Genomic DNA, 21,387 nt, shown 5'->3' with positions numbered 1-21,387 from the left:
TCACTCCGGCTTTGTCATGCCCGGGCGGAGCGTCAAGACTAGCCCCCTGGCAGCCGCTTCGCCGGCCCGGCTTCCTGGCTTCCCGCCGCCTATTCCGTCAAGCTCATGAACGCTTTGACGTCCTCCAGCGACAAATCCATCGCACGCTGCCAGAAATCCGGCTGGCGCAAATCGACGCCCAAATGCTTCTCGGCCAGCTCCTCCACGGTCATGCTTCCCGTGTCGCGGAGCAGCGCGATATATTTGTTCTCGAACGCATCTCCTTGCCGCAGCGCTTCGGCGTAAATGCCGGCGCTGAACATATAACCGAACGTGTAAGGAAAATTGTAGAACGGCACTTCCGTAATGTAAAAATGCAGCTTCGACGCCCAGAAATGAGGATGATATTCGGCTAGCGCGTCCCTATACCCCTCCTTCTGCGCCTCGACCATCAGCTCGTTCAGACGTTCGACGCTGACGATTCCTCGGGCTCGTTCCTCGTAAAACCGCGTTTCGAACAGGAAGCGCGCATGAATGTTCATGTAGAACGCGACCGAGCGCTGAATTTTATCCTCCAGCAGCGTCAGCCGCTCCTCCTCGGTCGAAGCGCTCTTCACCGCCGCGTCGGCGACCACCATCTCGGCGAAGGTCGAGGCCGTCTCGGCTACGTTCATCGCGTAATTTTGGGCCAGCGCGGGCAGATCGTTCATCACATGCTGATGATAGCCATGGCCAAGCTCATGCGCCAGCGTGGCGACGTTGGAGGCGGTGCCCGCGTAGGTCATGAAGATGCGCGTCTCCTCCGCGATCGGGAACGATGTGCAGAAGCCGCCCGGTCTTTTGCCGGGACGGTCTTCCGCTTCAATCCAGGCGGATTCGAACGCCATCTCGGCGAACTCGGCCATTTTGGGGCTGAAGCGGCGGAACTGCTCCACGATGAGCTGCGCCCCTTCGTCATAGCTGAAATGCTTGCTGCCCTGCCCCACCGGGGCTTCCACATCGCTCCAGCTCAGCTTGCCGATCCCGAGCAGCTTCGCTTTGCGGTCCAAATACTGTACGAATGCGTCCTTGCCCCGCTCGATCACGCCCCACATCGCGTTCAGCGTCTCCTTGGACATTCGGTTGATCGCAAGCGGTTCCTTATGTATGCCGTCCCAGCCGCGCCGCTCGTACAGCTTCAGCCGGAAACCGGCCAGATGGTTCAGCGCGTCGGCGCAATAATCGGCATGTTCCGCCCATTGCTCCTCCCACAGCTTGAACAGCTTCTCACGTACCGCGCGGTCGGGGCTGTGCATCCGGTTCGCCGCCTGACCCGCGGACAATTCCGAGGTTTTGCCGTTCTCCTCCCACAAAATGCGGAATTTGCCGACCGTCGTATTATAAGCTTCTCCCCAGCCGTGATAGCCGTCGACGGCCAGATCGTTCGCCAGCGCCTCCAGCTCCGGCGGCAGTTTCTCCGCGGCCAGCGCCCGGCGCTCGCTCAAAGGATAAGCGACGGAGGCCAGCTCCGGGCTTGCGGTAAGCTGCAACCATACGTCGTCGCCGATACCGGTCAGCAGCTGGTCGAAGCGAGTCAAGGCGGACGCGTAGGAAGCGGACAACGTCTTCACCTTGCCGCCCAAAATGACGGCTCGTTTATCCGCCTGATTTTCGGCGGCAAGACAGCCTACGAAGGAATCGGCTTCCCTGATCTTGTTATCTATCGTCTGCAGCAACTCCAGTGCGGGCATCAACCCGGCAGCGTCCGCGGTTTGCGGCGGCGCAAGCTCCCCCAGCATCGCCGAGAAGGCGGCAACTTCTTGCTCCAGCGTCTCCAAAAAGCTCTGGAACGCTTCGGAACGGCTCCCTCCGGGAAAAAAACGTTCCAAATTCCACGTTTGCGGCAGTGGCGTTTTCATGCAAACATCGCACCTTTCCGTAAAATTAGATACAATACATATTAAACCATAAAACACGTATAAGCCCAAACGGCCGATCCACCAAATTTTGGTTGAATTGTGAGCAAGGGTGTGTTTAAATGGTGACTATAGATCTATTGACAGGAGTGGTAGACAACATGAAACCATTACAGATCTCGCCGGAGACAGCCCAGAAGCTGGCCAAGCAATTAAACGTTCCATTGGAGCATCTGATGCACATGCCCCAGCATATTTTACTGCAAAAGCTGGCAGAGCTTGCTAAAAGCGCTTCCAGTGATGAGAACAACGAGGACAATGGGAACGAGCATTCCGAAAGGAAGTCCTGATCGTATGATACCCTTCGAGAATACATGGCCCTACGAGCAAATCCAAGAGGATATTTACGTTCAGGAATGCCCTTTTTGCAGCAAGTCCAATGTCCTCCTCCCTTTCAAACGGAAAGATCTTTCCGAAATTAGTCAAGGCGTTAAACGATTGTTGGTATTCCCCTGCTGCCATAACAAGGTTACGGTGGTAGAAGCGGATCGCGATTATTTGCTAGCCAATCAACCTTTAAGAAACCGACGCTGACCATAGGACGGGTTGCAGCGAATGCCGGCTCTAATCAGGAGTGGAACTCATAGCATGTACGATATGCCCTTTACGCACGCCTGCACATTAATTGCTCTTAGCTACGCGGCATTAAAATTGAAAAACAGGCTGTTCATGGAACGGTACGAGACCGTCAGCGCTTCGCTGTTGACAGGACTTGCCTGCATCATTATGATGCTGCAGCCGTTTCCGAGCGATTCTCCGCTGACCGACCTGCGCTTTGCGCCGATCGTGATGGCGGGGCTTCGTTTCGGGCCGTCCGTTTCATTGTTATCCGTGCTGCTCCCGTCCTGCTACATTATTGGGACCGGAGAGGCCCATGGGCTTGTCCAAATTGTGCTGGATTTGGCGCTCCCCGCTCTGGTCAGCTCGTTCTTTCACCGCAAGGACTGCAATAACGGCCACGCAATGATTCCGTTCATGGACGGTATCCACGTCTGCCTAGTTCTGGCTGCGGCCCGTTTAGCGGTGCACGGGTATATGGATTTCACGTTTTCCGTGCCGCTGCTCTTCTCTCACTTAATGATGCTGGTAGTATCGAGTTTGGCCGTAGTCGTGCTGATCATGATGTACAACGATGACAACCGCACCTGGATGCTGCAGCGGCGGCTTGAGCTGCAGGCCAATCAAGACGGACTGACCGGGCTTCCGAACCTGCGCAGCTTTATGACGATTGCAGGCGACACGATCCGGCGGCATCCGATATCCATCATGATGATCGATATCGATAATTTCAAGAGGTATAACGATACGTTCGGACATCCGCAAGGGGATCTGCTGCTGCGGGAAGTCGGACAACTGCTGCGCGCTTCCATCAACGAGAAGGATTACATAGCCCGTTACGGCGGCGAAGAGTTTATTATTATGAGCCACTCCGTCGACTACGGCCATTTGCAGAGCTATGCGCAGCAACTCTGCGATACGGTGGCGGAGCGATGCTTCGGCGCCGACAACTCCCAAACGACCGTCTCCATAGGAATTTCCGTCTCGCTAAGCTGTGAAGACGAGCTGCTGCAGATTATATCGGAGGCCGATGAAGCGCTTTATATTTCCAAGCATAGCGGCAAAAACCGGTTCTCCGTCTATTGGCCGGAGCTGTTTACGGCCGCAGCCAAATAACGCATCAAGCATACGACCTCTTTCGCGCGCGGCGCTCTATCATAGGCCCGAGTCGGTCCCACGCGCGCAGTCCGGTTTCAGCTTCATGCGTTATTGATGTTTAAGCTATGCCGCACTCGTTCTCTAGGCCAATTCTTCCGGCGGCTCCATCCGTTCCGCCAGCATCTCTTCGCGGGTAGCGGTCCACTGCTCCCGGCAGGCGCGTATCATCGCCGAATCCATAATTCGCTTGTCGTTGACGACCCGGCTGAACCATTGCACCGCTTCGTGGTAGCGGCCAAGCCGCCGGTTCAATTCTCCGAGCAAGTACATCAGTCTCGCGTTATTGAGCTCGGCTCCTTCCGTTTCGAACACTCCCGTATAAGCTTCAAGAGCGAATTGCAAAAAGCGCCGCTCCTGCTCTTCATCGTTCTTATACCGGTACAGCCAGGCGATATGATGAAGCAGGCCGGCTATGACGCGCCCTTTCTCGTTCTTCAGCTGCGCGCATACAAGGGCCAGCTTGTAAGTCTGCATCGCATCATCCCAATTGCGTTCCAAGCCGTAATCCTTATTCGTCCATTGAGCGGCGATTTTCGTCTGAAACATATCCCTCTGCGCGGGAGAGAACTGCTCGGACATATTTTCCGTAGCGGCGTAACCGCATGCCGGGCAAACGCGAACGACGTAATAATCCGGATTCACGTCTTTGTAATGGACGCAGAAATCGGTGTCCGTTCGCGTCGCTTTTTTAAAGCTCGGTCTGACTCTCGACGTCTGAAAGGACGTTTCGCAGTATGCGCAATCGATCTTGACTTGAAATAAGGGCTCGACAGCCACAAGCTCACTTCCTTCTAGGATGATGTCTTATTAATGAAATGATAAGCGGGACCTTTCAATCTCTCCAGAATGAAGGTTTTCACTTCGGCTTCAAGTCCCAAGGAGTCCAAAGCCTGACGCATGCAGCCCAGCCATGCTTCGGCCCGCTCCGGAGTAATCTCGAAGGGCAAATGCCGGGCCCGCATCATCGGGTGCCCGTACTGATTCGAATATAGCGGCGGTCCGCCGAAAAATTGAGTCAGGAACATATACTGCTTTTCCATAACCGGATGGATGTTTTCCGGGAACAGCGGGCCTATGAGCGAGTTCGCCTGCACCAGCGGATAAAATGCCTCTACAATTCGGCGGATCGTCTCAGCCCCTCCCATCAGCTCGTAAGGGGTGAGCTCCTGCCGCAAGTCCTGTTGATCGGACATATCGTTCTCCTCACCTGACTTTCAGAAAGGGTATAAGCAACAAAAAGATGCTAATGCTCGCGCGATTAGCATCCGATCTGAAGAATCCGCTGCTCTGTAGCGGAAGGGTGCGTTTAACTTTCCAAATCCTCTTCACCGGAGGTCATCAAGGTTTCCCTGATGACATACACAAAAGCACATACGAGAATTCCAGCAATCACACCTGTCATTCGGATCAACCCCTTATTCTCATATTGGTACTATTGTACCATACCTTATTCGTAAATTCAGCAATTTTGCGGCAAACTATCATATTTTTCTGACAGTTTGTCCGCTTCGGGCCCAGGCATGTCTCGCACACCTTGTACATATAAGTAAATGACGGTCTCACTCGTGCTTAGGAGGATTGTGCCATGCTACTGAAGAAATATGCCGCCATGACGTTAGTCTCGGCGCTGCTGCTATGTTTGCTGCTCCTCATGCTCGCCTTCCCCGCGGAAGTGTTCCGCGCGTCCCTCAAAGGCCTGTCCATTTGGTGGGATGTCTTGTTCCCGGCGCTTTTCCCTTTTTTTGTCATATCCGAAATGATGCTCGGGATCGGTCTCGTCCATTTCTTCGGCACGCTGCTCGATCCGCTGATGCGGCCGGTATTTCGCATCCCGGGCATCGGAGGCTTCGTCGTAGCCATGGGCTTCGCCTCCGGGTACCCGATCGGGGCCAAGCTGACAAGCCAGCTGTGGGAGCAAAAGCTGATCAACCGGGAGGAAGGCGAGCGGCTGGTCTCCTTTACCACCTCGTCCGATCCGATCTTCCTGATCGGCGCGGTTTCCGTCGGCTTCTTCCATGACGCCGGCCTGGCCGGCATCCTGGCTGCCGCGCATTACGGCACGGCTATGCTGCTCGGGGTGCTGATGCGTTATCACGGGCGCAAGGGCGAGCCGTCCTCGCCGCTTGCCGCCGATTCCGCAGCCTTATCCAAGGCGGGATCGAACATTTGGACGCGCGCCTTCGAGACGATGCACGCCTCCCGTATGCGGGACGGGCGTCCCATCGGAGAGATGCTCAAGCAGGCCGTTTCGTCGTCGCTGCAGCTTGTTTTCGTGTTGGGAGGGTTGGTCGTACTCTTCTCCGCAGTAATTGAAGTGATGAGCTCTGCGCATATCATGAACATTTTCTACATAGGGATAAATGCGGTGCTTCAGCAGTTCGACGTTCCTCTGCCGCTCTCCCATGCGGTAGTCAACGGCATTTTCGAGGTTACGCTGGGCGCCAAATCGGCGGGCGGAGCCGGGGACGGCATCCCGCTTATGTACAAAGTGGCTATCGCCGCTTTCGTGCTTTCCTGGGCGGGATTATCCGTACATGCCCAAGTCGTCAGCGTGCTGCACCGCACGAATTTACGGTATTTTCCTTTTTTCGTATCCCGTCTGCTTCATGCTTTAATGGCTTGTTTCGCCGTATTTGTGCTGTGGGAGCCGATGCAGCCTTCCCGCAGCGCGCTGGCCGCCTTCGTTCCCGCTATGGACGTCACATCGCCATTGACTACTCTATGGCGTTTCACGCTGCCCTGGGGGGTGATGACTTTTGCACTTGTCCTCATGCTGTTCATCCTGTTATTCATCCTGCGCTTCGTAGTGAAAGCATGTATGAAGAGGTTGGTATAACAAGATAATAAGAGCGTCCAAGTGACGTACGAAGCAAAGGTTGGTGATGGCATGAATACAAAATTTCCTTATACGGACATGAATCTTCCCCAAGCGATACAACGCTTGCCCGAATTGGCATACAACGTATGGTTCAGCTGGAATCAAGATGCTTTGGAGCTGTTCGCCCAAATTGACAGGGAGCGCTGGGATCAAATTCTCCACAATCCCGTTCGCCTGCTAGTCGAGACGGACCCGGCCGTCTGGGAAAGCCTGAGCCGTGATGACCGTTTTCTTCAGCGATACGAGCACGTGCTCAAACAGTGGGATCATTACCGCAGCGAACCGACCTGGTTTGAAAAAACGTACCCGGAGCAGCTCGCTTACCGAATCGCTTATTTTTCCGCCGAGTTCGGCTTTCATGAATCGCTGCCCATTTACTCCGGCGGCTTGGGCATTCTCGCGGGCGATCATTGCAAATCGGCGAGCGATCTCGGCATCCCTCTTACCGGAATCGGATTGCTCTACAAAAAAGGCTATTTCAATCAAAAAATCAATACGGCAGGGTCGCAGCAAGCCGAAGACGTCGTCTATGACTTTACGAAGCTTCCTTTGCTCCCGGTACTGACCGATCAAGGAGAACGTCTCGCCGTCCAGGTAAACTTGGGAGATCGCATCGTCACGCTGCATATATGGCAAGTGCTCGTCGGACGCAACTCGGTATACCTGCTCGATGCGGACATCGAAGGCAACAGCCCGTGGGATCGTGAGCTTACCGGTCAATTGTACGGCGGCAACCAGGATATTCGGATCGCCCAGGAGGTGCTGCTTGGCGTTGGCGGCGTCAAAGCGCTGCGGGCGCTTAATCTGCCTACCGCCGTGTACCATATCAATGAAGGGCATGCCGCCTTTCAGGCGATTGAACGTATCCGGGAGCAGCTTGAGAACGGTGTCCCTTTCCATGTGGCGGTCGAGATTATCCGTGCCAGCTCGGTATTTACGACCCATACGCCCGTTCCGGCGGGCCACGACGCTTTTCCGATCCCTATGGTCGAATATTACTTCAGCACGCTGTTCTCCCGGTGGAAAGAGCATAAGCAGGCTTGGATGAAGCTGGGGCTTGAGGACAGCAAACCGCTGTTCAACATGACTCATCTGGCGTTGAACACCGCCGCGCTGCGCAACGGCGTCAGCAAGCTTCACGGTCAAGTGTCCCGCGAGATGTTTCGTTCCTTCCACGGCAATATCGACGAGCGCGAAGTGCCTATCGGCCATATTACGAACGGCGTCCATCTTGCTACCTGGCTGGCTCCCGAGCTAAAAGAACTGTACGATCGCTTCCTCCCCGGCAATTGGCAGGCCAATCAGACGAACGCGGATTTATGGCGCTCCATCGAGCTGATCCCGTCGGAATCGTTATGGGAAATCCACAGGCAATTAAAGGAACGGCTGATCCGCTATGCGCGTGCCAATCTGAGGGAGCAGCGCAGGCGCAACGATCTGCCCGCGGACAAAGTCGAGGAAGTACGCGGATTTCTATCCGCGGATGCGCTGACGATCGGCTTCGCGCGGCGGTTTGCCACTTATAAAAGAGCCAATTTGATCTTCAACGACTTGCAGCGGCTCGACCGGCTGGTCAATGATCCGCAGCGTCCCGTGCAGTTTCTGTTCGCAGGCAAGGCGCATCCTGCGGACCACCCGGGCCAGGAGATGATCCGCGAGATTTACCGGGTATCCCAAATGGACCGGTTCCGCGGTAAAATCGTCCTTCTGGAAAACTACGATATGAACTTGGCCCGCTATCTGGTGCAAGGCGTGGACGTATGGCTGAACAATCCGCGCCGGCCTTATGAAGCCAGCGGCACCAGCGGGCAAAAGGCTGCTCTGAACGGCGTCATTAACTTCAGCATCCTTGACGGATGGTGGGAGGAAGGCTACGACGGCAGCAACGGCTGGAGCATCGACGGCAGCCAAGAAGCGGATTGGCAGATGCAGGAGAAGGAGAACACCGAATCGATCTATCGCAAGCTTGAACAGGAGATCGTTCCGCTCTATTACAATCAAGGCAAGCTGCCGCATCAATGGGCCGCCCGGATGAAACGCTCGATTCAGACGCTCGCTCCGGTATATAATACGGATCGGATGGTCATGGACTATACGAACCAGACTTATATTCCGACGTTAAAGCGGATTTTGTCGCTGATTGCGGACGATTACGACGCGGTAACCAAAGTCGCCGACTTCAAGCAGTTCGTTTACGCCAACTGGCATTTTGTCCGTATTCTGGAGGTCAACGACGGCGCGAACGGAAAGCCGTCACCGCCGAAAATAACCGATGCGCGCCAGCCCTCCAAGGAAGTGACCGCGACGATCCGGTTCGGGCCGATCTGGTATCGGGATACGGCCGTCGAGCTCGTGTATTACGAAGAGCGCCCGGACGGCTGGCATCCAGTCGTGGTCGCCATGGAGCCGCTTAAGGAGCTGGGCGACCGGGTCGTCCAATATCGGGCGGTCATCCCTTCCCATCTGCAGCATAGAGCCCATTTTTCCGTCCGCGTTCATCCGGTCAGCGCAAACTTCGCAAGCTCCTTCGAGCTTCCGCTCGTTACCAGCTTATAGTAGAGCCAACGGCATATCCATAGCTCCCTGCTTTCAGGCCTCTTAGGTCTTTAGTAGGGAGCTTTTTCAAGTTCCTGACGCAGCCGGCATTGTGTTATGGGGAAATATTGATTATTATGGAATTATGTTTATTACTATGACTCTATGGTGATCCTATGAATTGGAACCAAGCCTTGGCTTTTGAAATGGTTGTTCCTCGTACGAACTGCAATCTGATTATCGTCGGCGAGACGAAAGAAGGCATGCCGTTCTGCTACGAGGATAGTTTTATGCTGCAAAAAGTAGACGAACAGCAGCTCGTCGCCACGATGGAATTTCATACGATGAATCCGCTCGAGAAGCTGCATCATGTATGCTTTATCGAATTCTCTTTCCGCGAGCGGGGGATTCTATACTACGCCTTCGTCGATCTGCTCCATGTCGAAACCAAACGCAATATTTGCTCGTTGACTTTATCGGCTCCGCAAGAGCTCAATACGTTCCAAAACCGGCGGTTTCAGCGTATTCATCTGCCGGCGCGTACTCCGCTTACCTGCCGCATCATCGGCGTGCGCAAAGCCTCGACCCATCAAGGCATCGCTTTCTCGGGGCAGATTCAGGACATTTCGGCAGGCGGATTGTCGTTCGTCACGAATACGCGTATTTTTTACCCGTTGTTTTTGGAGCTCAGCTTCGTTTTGCCGGATCATCCGCATAAATTTGTCATTAACGGCGAGATCGTCCGGGTCTCCCATTTCAGCAATGATTCTTATCGGATTGCCGTTGAATTCCGGAACATTCCGGAAAGTCTTACTCACCAAATCGACGAATATTGTACCCGTTCGGGCGAATAAGCGGACGGTACCCGTAGGATAACCGTTAGGAGGATATTTCTTTTGAAGTATAGTGTCATTCACCGCGGCGACGATATATCGTTTCAATTAATGCAAACTTTCCATACTCTGATCCGGGAACGCGGTTTGCATCATGACGAAGCGAATCCCGATGTGGTGCTGTCGATCGGCGGCGACGGCACCATGCTGCACGCGTTCCACAAGTATAAGGATCAGCTGGATACGATCGCTTTTGTCGGGATACATACCGGACGGCTCGGTTTTTTTGCCGATTGGAAGCCTGACGAAGTGGAAATGCTGGCCGACATGATGGGCGAGAGCGCGCAGCAAAACGATCTGCGGGTCGTCAAATACCCGCTGGTGGAAATACAGATTACGACGCCTCAAGGAATCGAAACACAGCTGGCCTTCAACGAGTTTACGTTAAAAGGCGTCGATGTCACGCTGATGGCCGAGCTTCATATTAACGACGAACCGTTCGAAACGTTCCGGGGAGACGGTATTTGCATATCGACCCCTCCGGGCAGCACGGCGTATAACAAGAGCTTGGGCGGAGCCATCGTACATCCATCGCTCGACGCCATTCAGATTGCCGAGATCGCTTCGATTAACAATCGCGTGTTCCGTACGCTCGGTTCGCCGATTTTGCTGCCGAAGCATCATCACTGCGATATTTATCCGCGGGCCGGACAGAACATTCTGCTCTCGCTCGACCATATTATTATGCAGCGGGACGACATTCTCTCGATCCGCAGCATGGTGGCGGCAGGCAAGAAGGTCAAATTCGCCCGTTTCCGCCCGTTCCCGTTCTGGAGCCGCGTGCGGGAAGCGTTCATAGGATACGAACCGATTCACGAAAAAAAGCCTTGACCGGTGCCGGTCAAGGCTTTTTGCCGCTTCCCGGGAGCTCTTTGCCCTCGAAAGCGAAGTCTAAGCAATTTGTGATAGGCCCGTTTGGCTGCTTTAAGCCTGCCCCGGTAAAGGCAGCGAGCCAAACCGGCTTAATGCCGGCCCGCCCCTTCTCTCCGTCTATTGCTTCACATGCTGCTGATTGTGCTGCGCCTGGCGCTGCTGTCCTTGCTTGTGATGATTCCGGTGCTGTCTGTGATTCGATCCGTTCGAATTATTTTTACGGTTAGGCTGATTTTGATTTTGCTGTTGGGGCGGTCTCTCCGACGGAGCGTGCTGCTTCTCCGAATGAGGCTGCTTTTCCGAATTAGACTCTTTTGACGAGTCATTGGCCGGCTTATTTCTTTCCTGTCTTTCCGCTCGCTCCGGCCTTTCCGGTTTTTCCAGTCGCTCCGGCTGTTCCACATCAAGCTGATCCTCGCGCTTAGGCTCCTGACGGCTTTCCTCGGCTTCTCCGGCAGGCTCGCTGTCGTGCTGGCCGTTCTGCTGCTTGGAAGAGACCTTCTCGATAATAAAATAAGCGCAGCCAAAATTGCAGTACTCGTTCAAATAATCCTGTAACGTGGCGATAGAGGATTCCTTCGTTGCCTTGGGGTGCGTATCCTTGAAGAAACCTCGCAAACGAAGCTGATTGTAACCCCAATCTCCGACGATGAAATCATACCGTTCCAGCACCTCGCTGTACCGGTCGCGGAAGGCTTCGGGCTTCCAGCCGTTTTTGTGGTCGACTACCACTTCGTACGTTTTATTGGCAATATGGATCACGAATTCGGTCCCCTCCTGACTGTTTGCCCCATTTCTAAAAGATATGCCGACTGCCCGTGCGCAAACTATTCCGTTCGATGCTGCACCCCGATTCTGGCTGCAGTGCAGCCGTTATCGGTCATACGGACGTTAAGCCTGCTTTACCGATTTGACCTGTTCATGAGCATGATATGAGCTCCGCACCATCGGACCGGACTCGACATGGCTGAAGCCGCGCTTCATGCCCTCCGCCTTCAAATCGGCGAATTCGGACGGCGGATAATATTTCGTTACCGGGAGATGGTTCAGCGACGGCTGCAAATATTGTCCGATCGTCATAATGTCGCAGTCTACTTCGCGCAAATCGTCCATCGTCTTTAAAATTTCGTCCCATTCCTCGCCAACGCCCAGCATAATGCTAGACTTGGTTGGAATTTGCGGCGCGATGTGCTTCGACCGCTCCAGCAGTTGTATCGAACGGCGGTATTTGGCCTTAGCCCGCACTTTGTCGGAAAGCCGCTCCACCGTCTCGATATTGTGATTCAAAATGTCCGGCTTTGCCTCGAGCACCGTCCTCAGCGATTGTTCGTTGCCCAGGAAATCGGGGATCAGCACCTCGACGCTGCACAGCGGCAGCCGCTTGCGAAGCGCCTTGATCGTGGCGGCAAAGATCGACGCGCCTCCATCCGCCAGATCGTCCCTTGCGACCGACGTCACGACGACATGCTGCAAGCCCATTTGTTCCGCCGCTTCGGCTACGCGTTCGGGTTCCTGCAGATCAAGCTCTGTCGGAAGCCCGGTCTTTACGGCGCAAAACCTGCACGCCCTGGTACATATATCTCCTAATATCATGAAGGTCGCCGTCCGGTTCGCCCAGCATTCGTGAATATTGGGGCATTTGGCTTCCTCGCATACGGTATGCAGCGTTTTGCCGCGCATCATATTTTTCAGTTCTTTAAAATTATCCCCGGTGGTCAGCTTGATTTTAAGCCAATCCGGTTTACGCTCTATTTGACGAGTAGACATAGTTCTGTCCCTGCTTTCTGAATTCTTTGTCCATACTCTTTACGCTATTATATCAACGAACGCCGGAACAATCCACTTTCCATTTTATTTGTGATAAACTAGGAAAGAACGCAAACAGGCTGCAAAACGCCTCTATTTAATACATAATGTCCGGGGGAATGCTTTTTTTATGATAAATGTAGATGCAATCTTAAAGCTCGTTCGTTCGGGCGATCTTGACGTCGCAGAAGCCCGGAAGCATCTGGACGAGCTGATGGCTGCGGACGCCTCTCCGGCTGGCCGTGTCGACGATCTCGGCTTCGCCCAACTCGATCTGGACCGGGAACGCAGAACCGGCTTCCCGGAAGTCATTTACGGGGAGAGCAAGACGGCGGAGCAGATCGCGGCCATATTCGGCCGGCTCGTCGAACATTCGGATCGCGTGCTGGCCACACGCGTCAGCGGCGATAAAGCCGAATTCGTGCAAAGCCGGATAGAAGGCGTTTCCTACCACAAAGAAGCCCGCGTCATGACCTGGTTCCGCACGGAAGCGGCGCGCAAGCCGGAAGGCTCCGGATATATCGCCGTCGTCTGCGCCGGCACTTCCGATCTGCCGGTCGCCGAGGAAGCGGCCTTGACGGCGGAATGCATGGGATGCCGCGTAGAAAGAATCTACGATGTCGGCGTAGCCGGCATCCACCGCCTGTTCCGCAGGCTCGACGTCATCCGCGATGCGACGGCTATCGTCGTAGCGGCCGGCATGGAAGGCGCCTTGACCAGCGTCGTCGGCGGCCTGGTGGCCAAGCCCGTCATCGCCGTGCCGACCAGCGTCGGATACGGCGCCAGCTTTCAAGGTCTCGCCGCGCTGCTAACGATGCTCAACTCCTGCTCTTCGGGCGTGTCCGTCGTCAATATCGATAACGGCTTCGGTGCGGGCTACAACGCCGCACTCATTTACAAAACTACATTAAAGAGGGATTAACGATGAAAATAGCTTATTTGGATTGTTTCTCCGGCATCAGCGGCGACATGACCTTGGCCGCCTTGGTCGATGCGGGCGCAGACCGCAGCTACGTTGAGGAAGAGCTTCGCAAAATCAAGATCGAGCCCTTTGCTTTGGAGTGGAAGCGCGTCAACAAAAAAGGAATTTCGGCGCTGAAAATGGACGTTATTCTCGATCCCGACAACCCGCCGTCGCATCACCGTCATTATTCGGAGATCGTAAAGATCATTCATCAGGCCGGATTCAATGAGCGCGTGGTCAAAATGAGCCTGGACATTTTCGAAAAAATCGGAATCGCCGAAGGGAAAATTCACGATCTTCCGCTCGATAAAGTGCATTTCCACGAAGTCGGCGCGATCGATTCCATCGTCGACGTAATCGGCGTCGCTTTGGCGCTGGATTCTCTGGACGTAGAGAAAATCTATTCGTCCCCTGTCCCTCTCGGCTCCGGAACGGTTCGCTGCGATCACGGCATTTATCCCGTTCCCGCTCCGGCCACGCTTGAAATGATGCGCGGGCTACCGATTGCGCCGACGTCCTACGCCGTGGAAATGACCACGCCGACGGGCGCCGGGATTATCTCCGGCCTGGTCGACGAATTCGCCAGAAGCTATCCTCCGATGATCGTAGAGACCATCGGCTACGGAGCCGGAACGCGGGATCTGCCGAACCAGCCGAACGTGCTGAGAGTCGTTATCGGCAAAGCCGATCCTTACAAGCATAAATTTCAAATGATTCATGAAGACATTCATCATACCCATGAGCATCACCATCATGAACATGAACATCATCATGATCATAACCATCACCATCATGACCATGATCATTCGCACGATCACCATCACGGCCATGAGCACGGTCATTCACATTCGCATTCGCACGACCATGACCACACTCATGAACAACCTCATGCCCACAGCCATGAAGAGCATAACCATAGCCACAGTCATTTGCATGAGCACAGCCATGAGCGGCACGATCATGATCACGGCAGTCCGACATCTTCCTGCATCAAGCAGTAGAATCGGACGAACGATGCGTAAAGAGCCGACAATCGCTTCCGCCGATTGTCGGCTTTTTTCCCTTCTGGTTCAATTATTGCTTTCGTTTAAAAATAATCTTCGCACCTCGTCGTATACTTGCTTGAGCGGGACTCCGTAAGTTAGCGCGGCTTGCTCGCATTCCTTGAATTCCGGCGCAAACTGCACCATCGTTCCATTATGGTACCCCGCTTTCACGCTGATCGCTCCCCACGGCGTCTCCACCTTTCGGAATTGCCGGCCCAGCCTGTGGCAGGTTGCACGCATATACCGCAAACCGATGGTCGTCGTCTCCCGGAAAATAATATCTTCTACCTGCGCCAGCTTCGCTTCATCGGCCAGCACGTTCAGCATAACGCCGGGACGTCCTTTTTTCATAATAATCGGAATCCAGTACACATCATTCGCACCGGCCTCGAACAGCCGGTCGCCGACATAGGAGCACAGCTCCGGGTTCATGTCGTCGATATTCGCTTGAAGCAGCAGCATTCCTTCATCCCTATGCTCTTCCCTATGTTGAAAATCCATCCCTTACCCCTTCCGTGTCCGACGGCAAACATTTGTCGACCTTGCAAATTGTCCACATTATATCAAAAATTGGAGCCGTTGAAAATCATTCCTGACATCCGTATCCGGGCGGCTTGCCTTGGATAAAATTATTATCCGCTTCACATCCTATAGCTAACTAAATGTGTGTGGAGGTTATTCGCTTATGGCAGCGAGATGGTTGCACCCTATTGTTGCAATTTCATTATGCGGCAGCATTCTCTTCGGAGCGGTTTGCCCTGCACAGGCTGCTCCCGCCGCTACAGCTCCAAAACCGGGGACAGACGCCAAAAGCATGAAAATCGTTTTTGCCGAACGCAAAGATCTGTTCGAGAAGGTCGGCGCGGTGACGGGCATCCCCTGGTACTACCTCGCAGCGCTCGATCAATACGAACGGACGATCAATCTGGCCCGCAAACGTCCTGCAAATGACGGACTGGTCGGCATCTACTTCTCCGAGCTTCAATGGGGCGGGATGATGAATCCCGATCATGACGATACCAATCCCGGGACGATCGCTTTATTCGACGGAATTGGCAGAGACGGGTCCGGAGACGGACGAGCCGACCGCAAGAACGATCTTGACGTTCTGTATTCGATGGCAATGCTCCTGCTCAAGCACGGCTCCGTCGAGGAAGATTTGCGGATCGGGTTATGGGAATATTACCAAAATACCCGCAGTGTGGAACGCGTCCAGCAATTCGCCAAAATATACGGCAAATTCGATACGCTGGAGCTGCATGAGCATGCTTTTGTGCTGCCGCTTAAGGCCGATTACTCCTACCGCAGCACTTGGGGAGCAAGCCGCGGTTGGGGCGGTTACCGAATTCACGAAGGAACCGACTTGTTTGCCGGTTACGGTGTACCCGTGCGCAGCGCGGCTTATGGAATTATAGAAGAAATGGGCTGGAACCCGTACGGTGGATGGCGGGTAGGCATTCGCGATCTTAATAATGTGTATCACTATTACGCTCACCTATCCGGCTTCAATAAAGAAGTAAAGACCGGAGATATCGTCACCCCAGGGCAAGTCGTCGGCTGGGTCGGCAGCTCGGGCTACGGCAAGCCGGGCACTTCGGGCAAATTTCCGCCTCATTTGCATTACGGCATGTACCGCGATAACGGGTTAACGGATTGGTCTTTCGACCCATATCCGCATCTGCGCAAATGGGAGCGCGAAGAACGCATGCGCAAAAAGAAATGACCGGTCGGTTCCGTGAACTCCGCGCCCAAAGGGCCGGAGTTTATTTCGGTAGACTTTGCCGGGCGAAATACGCGGGCTGTGCCGCGTCTCTCGAAGGCGCAGCGTACGCAAAGCGCTTAAGGCCCACGCCGCAGCGCAGCGGCCTTAAGCCGGGAGCCTAACGGCACCCGGCTCGTTTACTTGGCAGCCGATTCTGCGCCGCTCTTGGCGCTTCCGGCTGCAGCGCCCGCTCCCGTTCCCGCGGCGGCGGAACCGTCCTTGTTCATCATGCTGTTGATGCCCGGAGGCAGCGCCAAGCTCGGCGGAGGCGTATTGCTGCCCGCCGGATTTCCCTTGCCGTCGAAGTAATACGTCGGAACGTCGCCCACGACAAGAGCGTAAGATACGGGAACCTCCGTCTCCACCACTTCCGGCTCGGAATCGAACGGGATGATCACGCTCACTTCGGCGACGATATGGATATACACCTCCACCAGAATCATGTTAATGCCTGCATTTTGATACCTGGTGTTCAAATCGACCTTTACATTGCCTGCTGGGACCAGCCGGACGGGAATATTCGGGCCGAACGAAGCGAGAATGGAGCTGTGCATAGCCTGACCGAGCGGAATATGCTCCGGAATCGACTGCAGGTTAAGCAGCTGTCCCTCTACCGTCTTGATCGTATCCGACGTAATGCGCATATGCTCCGAGTAGTTCAGCATGAAGCCGGTAATTTTGCCGTTCTTATCCGTTCTCCAGTCGATCAGCTGCTCGTAGTTCGTCCCCAGCGACAATCTGTCGGAGATCGCCGTATTGATCGACTGGGTGGCGATCTGCTTCAGGCGTACTTTCGCCAAATTGACGAGCGGCGGCCACAAGTTTTTTTCCAAGTAAATAAACGACTGCACCGCAAACAATACAAAAATGAGAAAGAGGAGCAGCAGATTGCGTCTCATTTTTTTCGCGCCTGTGGGGCTGCTCTTCCACCTTCGTTTCAGCATCGGCATCCGGTTCCCCCCTAACGCAAAGCGTAACAAGCCGGGCCGCGGGCGCCACGCTTGTATTTTTCTTAAGACGGCCTCGGCATGTACGTTACAGCTTATGCGCCCCCGGGCAAAAAAAGAAGAGCAAGCCCGCTTCTCCCCCGGAACAAATCCCCCAAAAGTGGCGTGATGCTCTGAAGCTTATTCCGTCCGCATCCGGCTTCAGCTGGATCGGCGTCTAACCCTTCCTCTGGGATCGTTCTAGGGCTAGACTTTCCTTTCGGGGGAGCCCCAAAACTTATAAATTCCGTCAAAAAAGGGACGCGCCGCAAACGGCGCCCCCCTATGACCGATCCTATAGTTATGATGGCTTTAAGACATTAGCTGCGAAACGAGCCACTGATAAGACTGCGCTCCCGAGATTTCATGCTTGCCTTCGAATATTTCGTAACCGAACGCTTCGCCGTTATTGGCGCTGTCATAGATGCGCTGCAGTCTGGCGACTGCTTCGCGGGAACCGCGGATCGGAAATACCGTGTCTCCGCTCCCCGATTCAATGAAGAGCGGCCGCGGCGCGATCAGGCCGATCCAGTCCGGCATTTCGCCGTACTGCAGCAGTCCCGGAACATAGTTGTCGAGACAATGGTTACGGTCCATAATGCTCGTCTTAAACAGGTTCGTATAACCGCTGACGACCGTCGCCCCGAAGCGCACGTCAAGCGCCGAAGCAAGCGCCGTCACCATACCGCCGCCGGACATTCCCATGACGCCGATCCGCTGCGGATCGATCTCCGGACGGGTGAAGGCGTAATCGACGGTGCGGAGCAGCTCGTACACTCTGACGCCCGCCAGCGATTGCCCCATCAGCATCAGAGAAGAGGCGAGGCGGAAGCAGGAATTGCCGCCCGGCTCGGCCTTCGCATCCTCGGCCATCCTGCGTTCTCCGAAGCCGAGCAGCTCCGGCGCAATGACGACGAAGCCGCGCCTTGCCAGCTCTACGGCGAAATGCTTGTACAGATTCGGATTGCCGGTATTGTCCTCGCCCGTCGGCGTTAAACCTACAACCTCCTTGCTGCCGTAGCCATGCCCGTGAACGGCCAGCACCGCAGGGCGGCGCTCGGAGCCGGACGCGGCGGCGGCCTGCGGCACCAGCACATAAGCCAGCATCGTCAAGTCGTCATATGTGCGGAACTCAACCTTCTCCCGTATGTAATCGCCGCAATCCACGCTTTCCATGACGACCGCGCTCAGCTCGTCCGCCTGCTCCGGAATCGAGCCGAGCAGCTCTTTCAGCTTGCCTCTCAGCTCCGCTCTGGCCGCTTCCTGCTCCTCAAGAGGCAGCGCGGCGATATCGGCGTGCTTGCTTACGCTTCGCTCATACAAGCGGTTGATCAGCGCGTTTGGGCGCCAAGCTTCGGGCATTCCATGATCGGGAGCCATCGCGCTACACCTCCGCCAGATGCTTCAGCACATAATCGCGGGATAAATCCATATGCTCGATTTGGACGCCTTCCAAAGTAATATGAACCTGCGGTTTATGCTGCTGGACCAGCTCCATAAACATCCGATAGTTCAGCATGCCTCTGCCGGAGGAGACGGTCTCCAGCTTCCCGTTCTCATTCACCCGCATGTCCTTGGCATGGACGCTGACAACGCGGCTGCCGAGAAGGCGGAACGCTTCCTGCATCACTTCATGCTGGTTCTCGTAATTGCTTTGCGTCATCAAGTTAACCGGATCGATAACGACGCCGATATTGGAGGACGGGATCTCATCGATCAACTCCGCAAGCTGCGGCGCAGAGCCGATCAAATGACGGTTGGCCGCTTCGAGGCCGATGAACACGCCCCATTTCTCCGCCTCTTCGGCAAGCTCCTCAACGGCGGATTTCAACCGCGCCTGATAACGGTCGAATTGATCCGTATCCGGCACGCCGGTTTCCGTAGCGACGATGGCCGTACCGAAATGCCGGGCCATTCTTAAATGCTCCTTGAACCGGTCCACATTGCGGCGGAAAGCGGCGTCGTCAAGCTCGATCAAACTGACGTAACAGCCTAGCACGGGAATTTTTACGCCGTTTCTGTCGAATGCCTCGGCGATGTTGTTCGCAAGCCCCGGGCTTAATTTGCCCAAGCTGCAATCGACGTCCGAAATCGCTTTGGACAAAGCAAGCTGAACATATTTGAATTGGTAAGAGGCTACCTTGGCCGCCAGCTCTTTATACGGCAGCGTGCCTACGTTATGCGCTAAAATTCCTACTGACATGTTGTTTCCCATCTCCCTTGTAAAAGTGTGGTGAAATCGACGGCTGCACATGCGTGAGACATCTTTCGGCCGCTGCGGTCCCCGGATTTCCTTAACCCGGGAACATGTCGAACGCTTCCGCTTCCATGATACCAGTTTCCTCTGCCACGTTAAAGCGATTCTGCAAGCGGCGAAGAAGGCAGATTTTTCTGATACAGCAAAATATTATCGGTTTGATGCCCGAGTCCGTCGTAAGCCGCGGCAAAAAACGGCCTTCCGCCGCAGTACGCCGGCATGCGCCCGCGCACGCCCAGCATCGCGGCCGCCAGATGCAGCAGCGCCAGCGGCTCCAACGCATCGAGCTTCGCATATTCGTGATCGGGGCTTGGCATGAACAGCCCGCGATGGAAGCGGTACAGCACGATGCGGTCGCCGACTCTTTGGGCCAGCTGCAGAAACTTGCGCTGCCCCGTCGTCTCGAACAGCTCCAGCAGCGCGAAGATAGCGACAGGATCGGCGGTTTGAAGCTCCGACGGCAAGTCCGTTGCCCCTCCTTCCGGCGTGCCGATATCGCCGAAGCCCAGGCCGCCGCCGATGCTTCTGGCCAAGGTCCACAGCTTGGCATTCCCGGACAGCCGATATGCCTTCACATACGACCACAGCAGCAGCACATCCGCCTGAGCCGCCTTGAGCTGTTCGCCGGCGCGTCCGTAGTAACCGCTCTTCTCCATCACGAGCCCGGTCAATCTCGTCCCGTTCGTCAGCATAGGATGAAACGAATGATCGAACGGGTCGTAAGCATACTCGCCGTAGGCGAGCAAATCCTCGACGGCCCAGTCCAGAAATTCACGCCCGGAAGTACCCAGCGTCTCGGCCAGCGACATGCGGCACAGCGCGGCCTCTCCGATGATCGTATGCGCCTGCCTTGCCGTGGTCAGAGTCGCTTCGATCGGGGCATGCTCCTTAAGCTGCTCGCCGAACTGATCGACGGCCCTATCTCCCCGCTGTCCCGGCAGCACGGAGATGCTGAATTGGTAACCGCCGAGCCCCGTCTCGGGGTTGCGGGTTTCAACATAGCGATGGGCGAGCCGCTTAGCCCATTGCAGCGGCTTCTCTTCGCCGAAGAAGCGATGATACATCGCCGCGGCGTAGAACAGATCGCTCCCCGCATTAATGAACGTAAGTCCGCGCCCGGTGAAAAAAACCGGGCTGTCCTCCGCATAATCCTGCTCCCATACGTCCTGTTCCCGCAGATCACGGACCGGCTGCCCGTGGCGGCTGAATTCGAGATTGCTCCAATCGGTAATATGACCGGCCCACAGCGCCTCAATATAGCGCGCGGTCTCCTCCGGGTTTACCCGGTTCATCAGCTCATAATACGGATAATGGCATTTCAGCTCATGCTGCGGCCCTTTATCGGCGGCATGCACCGGTTGCTTGCTCTCCAAGTCGAAGGCCATGTGCCCGCCCCAGTACAACAGCTTGCCGTAGCGCAGCTCATCCAAGGCGTAGCGGACCGCCGCTTCCGCCGCCTCCCGATAACGGGCTTCTCCCGTCAGCTCGCTGAGTCCGTCAAGCGTCCGCAGCCAATTTTGCTGATTGGCCAAATTGGATAGAGTCCAGCTCTGTCCCTGAGATAGCCAGCGAACCGGCTCATAAGTCCGCGAATGAATGCCGTCGGCAAACAGCGGAGTAGCTTCCTTCCCGTAACGATCCCGCGCCTTATCCAGCGCCAATTCGGCGAATTGCCGCACCGCTTCGATATACCGCCGGACGATTGAAGCTTCCTTATCCTTCACACGCTCCGTCATA

General features: G+C 55.2%; 19 protein-coding genes and 1 pseudogene. 10 read left to right on the top strand and 10 right to left on the bottom strand.

The window, feature by feature from the left end:
• Positions 1-89 precede the first annotated feature (89 nt).
• Positions 90-1,877, bottom strand: coding sequence for a M3 family oligoendopeptidase (locus tag N0M98_RS25670; protein WP_259619581.1), 1,788 nt, complete (start codon positions 1,875-1,877; stop codon positions 90-92).
• Positions 1,878-2,035: 158 nt separating this feature from the next.
• Here N0M98_RS25670 and N0M98_RS25665 point away from each other — a divergent pair, with 158 nt between their 5' ends.
• Genes N0M98_RS25665 through N0M98_RS25655 form a run of 3 tightly spaced genes read left to right on the top strand, consistent with a single transcriptional unit; the run spans position 2,036 to position 3,608 of the window.
• Positions 2,036-2,224 carry a YycC family protein gene (locus tag N0M98_RS25665; protein ID WP_249865409.1) on the top strand — a complete coding sequence of 63 codons (189 nt, stop codon included), beginning with the start codon at positions 2,036-2,038 and terminating at the stop codon, positions 2,222-2,224.
• Between the two features lie 4 nt (positions 2,225-2,228).
• The gene (locus N0M98_RS25660; protein WP_249866282.1) at positions 2,229-2,468 is read left to right on the top strand and encodes a hypothetical protein; all 240 of its coding nucleotides are present in this window, start codon (positions 2,229-2,231) and stop codon (positions 2,466-2,468) included.
• Positions 2,469-2,522: 54 nt separating this feature from the next.
• The gene (locus tag N0M98_RS25655; RefSeq protein ID WP_249865410.1) at positions 2,523-3,608 is read left to right on the top strand and encodes a diguanylate cyclase; all 1,086 of its coding nucleotides are present in this window, start codon (positions 2,523-2,525) and stop codon (positions 3,606-3,608) included.
• Positions 3,609-3,731: 123 nt separating this feature from the next.
• On the opposite strand, the gene N0M98_RS25650 is transcribed toward N0M98_RS25655, so the two are convergent.
• Positions 3,732-4,427 carry a DUF2225 domain-containing protein gene (locus tag N0M98_RS25650; protein ID WP_249865411.1) on the bottom strand — a complete coding sequence of 232 codons (696 nt, stop codon included), beginning with the start codon at positions 4,425-4,427 and terminating at the stop codon, positions 3,732-3,734.
• A 14-nt stretch (positions 4,428-4,441) separates the two neighbouring features.
• Positions 4,442-4,843: a globin domain-containing protein gene (locus N0M98_RS25645; RefSeq protein WP_249865412.1), complete on the bottom strand. Its 402-nt coding sequence runs from the start codon at positions 4,841-4,843 to the stop codon at positions 4,442-4,444.
• Between the two features lie 392 nt (positions 4,844-5,235).
• On the opposite strand from N0M98_RS25645, the gene spoVV reads away from it, so the two are divergent.
• From spoVV to N0M98_RS25625, 4 genes are all read left to right on the top strand, one after another.
• Positions 5,236-6,486 carry a dipicolinic acid transporter SpoVV gene (gene spoVV / locus N0M98_RS25640; protein ID WP_249865413.1) on the top strand — a complete coding sequence of 417 codons (1,251 nt, stop codon included), beginning with the start codon at positions 5,236-5,238 and terminating at the stop codon, positions 6,484-6,486.
• Between the two features lie 51 nt (positions 6,487-6,537).
• Positions 6,538-9,084, top strand: a complete 2,547-nt coding sequence (gene glgP, locus N0M98_RS25635; protein WP_259619580.1) for an alpha-glucan family phosphorylase — start codon at positions 6,538-6,540, stop codon at positions 9,082-9,084.
• 155 nt (positions 9,085-9,239) lie between these two features.
• Entirely contained in the window at positions 9,240-9,917 is a 678-nt protein-coding gene (locus N0M98_RS25630; RefSeq protein WP_249865415.1) for a flagellar brake protein, read from the top strand.
• Positions 9,918-9,959: 42 nt separating this feature from the next.
• Entirely contained in the window at positions 9,960-10,787 is an 828-nt protein-coding gene (locus N0M98_RS25625; RefSeq protein ID WP_249865416.1) for an NAD kinase, read from the top strand.
• Positions 10,788-10,946: 159 nt separating this feature from the next.
• Here N0M98_RS25625 and N0M98_RS25620 read toward each other — a convergent pair whose 3' ends face one another.
• Together N0M98_RS25620 and lipA are read right to left on the bottom strand one after the other, a co-directional pair.
• The gene (locus N0M98_RS25620) at positions 10,947-11,591 is read right to left on the bottom strand and encodes a YutD family protein (protein WP_259619579.1); all 645 of its coding nucleotides are present in this window, start codon (positions 11,589-11,591) and stop codon (positions 10,947-10,949) included.
• Between the two features lie 129 nt (positions 11,592-11,720).
• Positions 11,721-12,599, bottom strand: a pseudogene (gene lipA, locus N0M98_RS25615) (lipoyl synthase); the annotation flags it as partial.
• 166 nt (positions 12,600-12,765) lie between these two features.
• Between lipA and larB the strand changes: the two are divergent.
• Positions 12,766-13,557, top strand: a complete 792-nt coding sequence (larB, locus tag N0M98_RS25610) for a nickel pincer cofactor biosynthesis protein LarB (RefSeq protein ID WP_259619577.1) — start codon at positions 12,766-12,768, stop codon at positions 13,555-13,557.
• A gap of 2 nt (positions 13,558-13,559) precedes the next feature.
• Positions 13,560-14,600 (top strand): nickel pincer cofactor biosynthesis protein LarC, encoded by a 1,041-nt coding sequence (larC, locus tag N0M98_RS25605; protein ID WP_259619576.1) that lies wholly within the window; start codon positions 13,560-13,562, stop codon positions 14,598-14,600.
• 69 nt (positions 14,601-14,669) lie between these two features.
• Here the strand turns inward: larC and larC2 are convergent, their stop codons facing one another.
• Positions 14,670-15,146, bottom strand: coding sequence for a nickel pincer cofactor biosynthesis protein LarC2 (gene larC2 / locus N0M98_RS25600; RefSeq protein ID WP_249865421.1), 477 nt, complete (start codon positions 15,144-15,146; stop codon positions 14,670-14,672).
• Between the two features lie 184 nt (positions 15,147-15,330).
• Between larC2 and N0M98_RS25595 the strand changes: the two genes are divergently transcribed.
• Positions 15,331-16,368 carry a M23 family metallopeptidase gene (locus tag N0M98_RS25595; protein WP_249865422.1) on the top strand — a complete coding sequence of 346 codons (1,038 nt, stop codon included), beginning with the start codon at positions 15,331-15,333 and terminating at the stop codon, positions 16,366-16,368.
• Positions 16,369-16,544: 176 nt separating this feature from the next.
• Here the strand turns inward: N0M98_RS25595 and yunB are convergent, their stop codons facing one another.
• The 4 genes from yunB to N0M98_RS25575 all read right to left on the bottom strand — a co-directional run bounded on the left by yunB (position 16,545) and on the right by N0M98_RS25575 (position 21,386).
• Positions 16,545-17,357, bottom strand: a complete 813-nt coding sequence (gene yunB, locus N0M98_RS25590; RefSeq protein ID WP_259619575.1) for a sporulation protein YunB — start codon at positions 17,355-17,357, stop codon at positions 16,545-16,547.
• A gap of 348 nt (positions 17,358-17,705) precedes the next feature.
• Positions 17,706-18,773, bottom strand: coding sequence for an alpha/beta hydrolase family protein (locus tag N0M98_RS25585; protein ID WP_259619574.1), 1,068 nt, complete (start codon positions 18,771-18,773; stop codon positions 17,706-17,708).
• Between the two features lie 4 nt (positions 18,774-18,777).
• Positions 18,778-19,596, bottom strand: coding sequence for a sugar phosphate isomerase/epimerase family protein (locus N0M98_RS25580; protein WP_249865425.1), 819 nt, complete (start codon positions 19,594-19,596; stop codon positions 18,778-18,780).
• Positions 19,597-19,745: 149 nt separating this feature from the next.
• A complete protein-coding gene (locus N0M98_RS25575; RefSeq protein WP_259619573.1) occupies positions 19,746-21,386 on the bottom strand; it encodes a hypothetical protein in 1,641 nt (546 codons plus the stop codon).
• Position 21,387 lies beyond the last annotated feature (1 nt).

The sequence above is a fragment of the Paenibacillus doosanensis genome (assembly GCF_025060755.1).
GTDB lineage: Bacteria > Bacillota > Bacilli > Paenibacillales > NBRC-103111 > Paenibacillus_S > Paenibacillus_S doosanensis.
This window is presented reverse-complemented; position numbering and strand designations above follow the sequence as displayed.

Coding starts and splice junctions, on each gene's coding strand:
- N0M98_RS25585 (WP_259619574.1), bottom strand. CDS start 18,773: ATGGCTCCCGATCATGGAATGCCCGAAGCTTGGCGCCCAAACGCGCTG.
- N0M98_RS25665 (WP_249865409.1), top strand. CDS start 2,036: ATGAAACCATTACAGATCTCGCCGGAGACAGCCCAGAAGCTGGCCAAG.
- spoVV (WP_249865413.1), top strand. CDS start 5,236: ATGCTACTGAAGAAATATGCCGCCATGACGTTAGTCTCGGCGCTGCTG.
- N0M98_RS25645 (WP_249865412.1), bottom strand. CDS start 4,843: ATGTCCGATCAACAGGACTTGCGGCAGGAGCTCACCCCTTACGAGCTG.
- larC2 (WP_249865421.1), bottom strand. CDS start 15,146: ATGGATTTTCAACATAGGGAAGAGCATAGGGATGAAGGAATGCTGCTG.
- yunB (WP_259619575.1), bottom strand. CDS start 17,357: ATGCCGATGCTGAAACGAAGGTGGAAGAGCAGCCCCACAGGCGCGAAA.
- larB (WP_259619577.1), top strand. CDS start 12,766: ATGATAAATGTAGATGCAATCTTAAAGCTCGTTCGTTCGGGCGATCTT.
- glgP (WP_259619580.1), top strand. CDS start 6,538: ATGAATACAAAATTTCCTTATACGGACATGAATCTTCCCCAAGCGATA.
- N0M98_RS25575 (WP_259619573.1), bottom strand. CDS start 21,386: ATGACGGAGCGTGTGAAGGATAAGGAAGCTTCAATCGTCCGGCGGTAT.
- N0M98_RS25630 (WP_249865415.1), top strand. CDS start 9,240: ATGAATTGGAACCAAGCCTTGGCTTTTGAAATGGTTGTTCCTCGTACG.
- N0M98_RS25580 (WP_249865425.1), bottom strand. CDS start 19,596: ATGTCAGTAGGAATTTTAGCGCATAACGTAGGCACGCTGCCGTATAAA.
- N0M98_RS25660 (WP_249866282.1), top strand. CDS start 2,229: ATGATACCCTTCGAGAATACATGGCCCTACGAGCAAATCCAAGAGGAT.
- N0M98_RS25670 (WP_259619581.1), bottom strand. CDS start 1,877: ATGAAAACGCCACTGCCGCAAACGTGGAATTTGGAACGTTTTTTTCCC.
- N0M98_RS25655 (WP_249865410.1), top strand. CDS start 2,523: ATGTACGATATGCCCTTTACGCACGCCTGCACATTAATTGCTCTTAGC.
- larC (WP_259619576.1), top strand. CDS start 13,560: ATGAAAATAGCTTATTTGGATTGTTTCTCCGGCATCAGCGGCGACATG.
- N0M98_RS25595 (WP_249865422.1), top strand. CDS start 15,331: ATGGCAGCGAGATGGTTGCACCCTATTGTTGCAATTTCATTATGCGGC.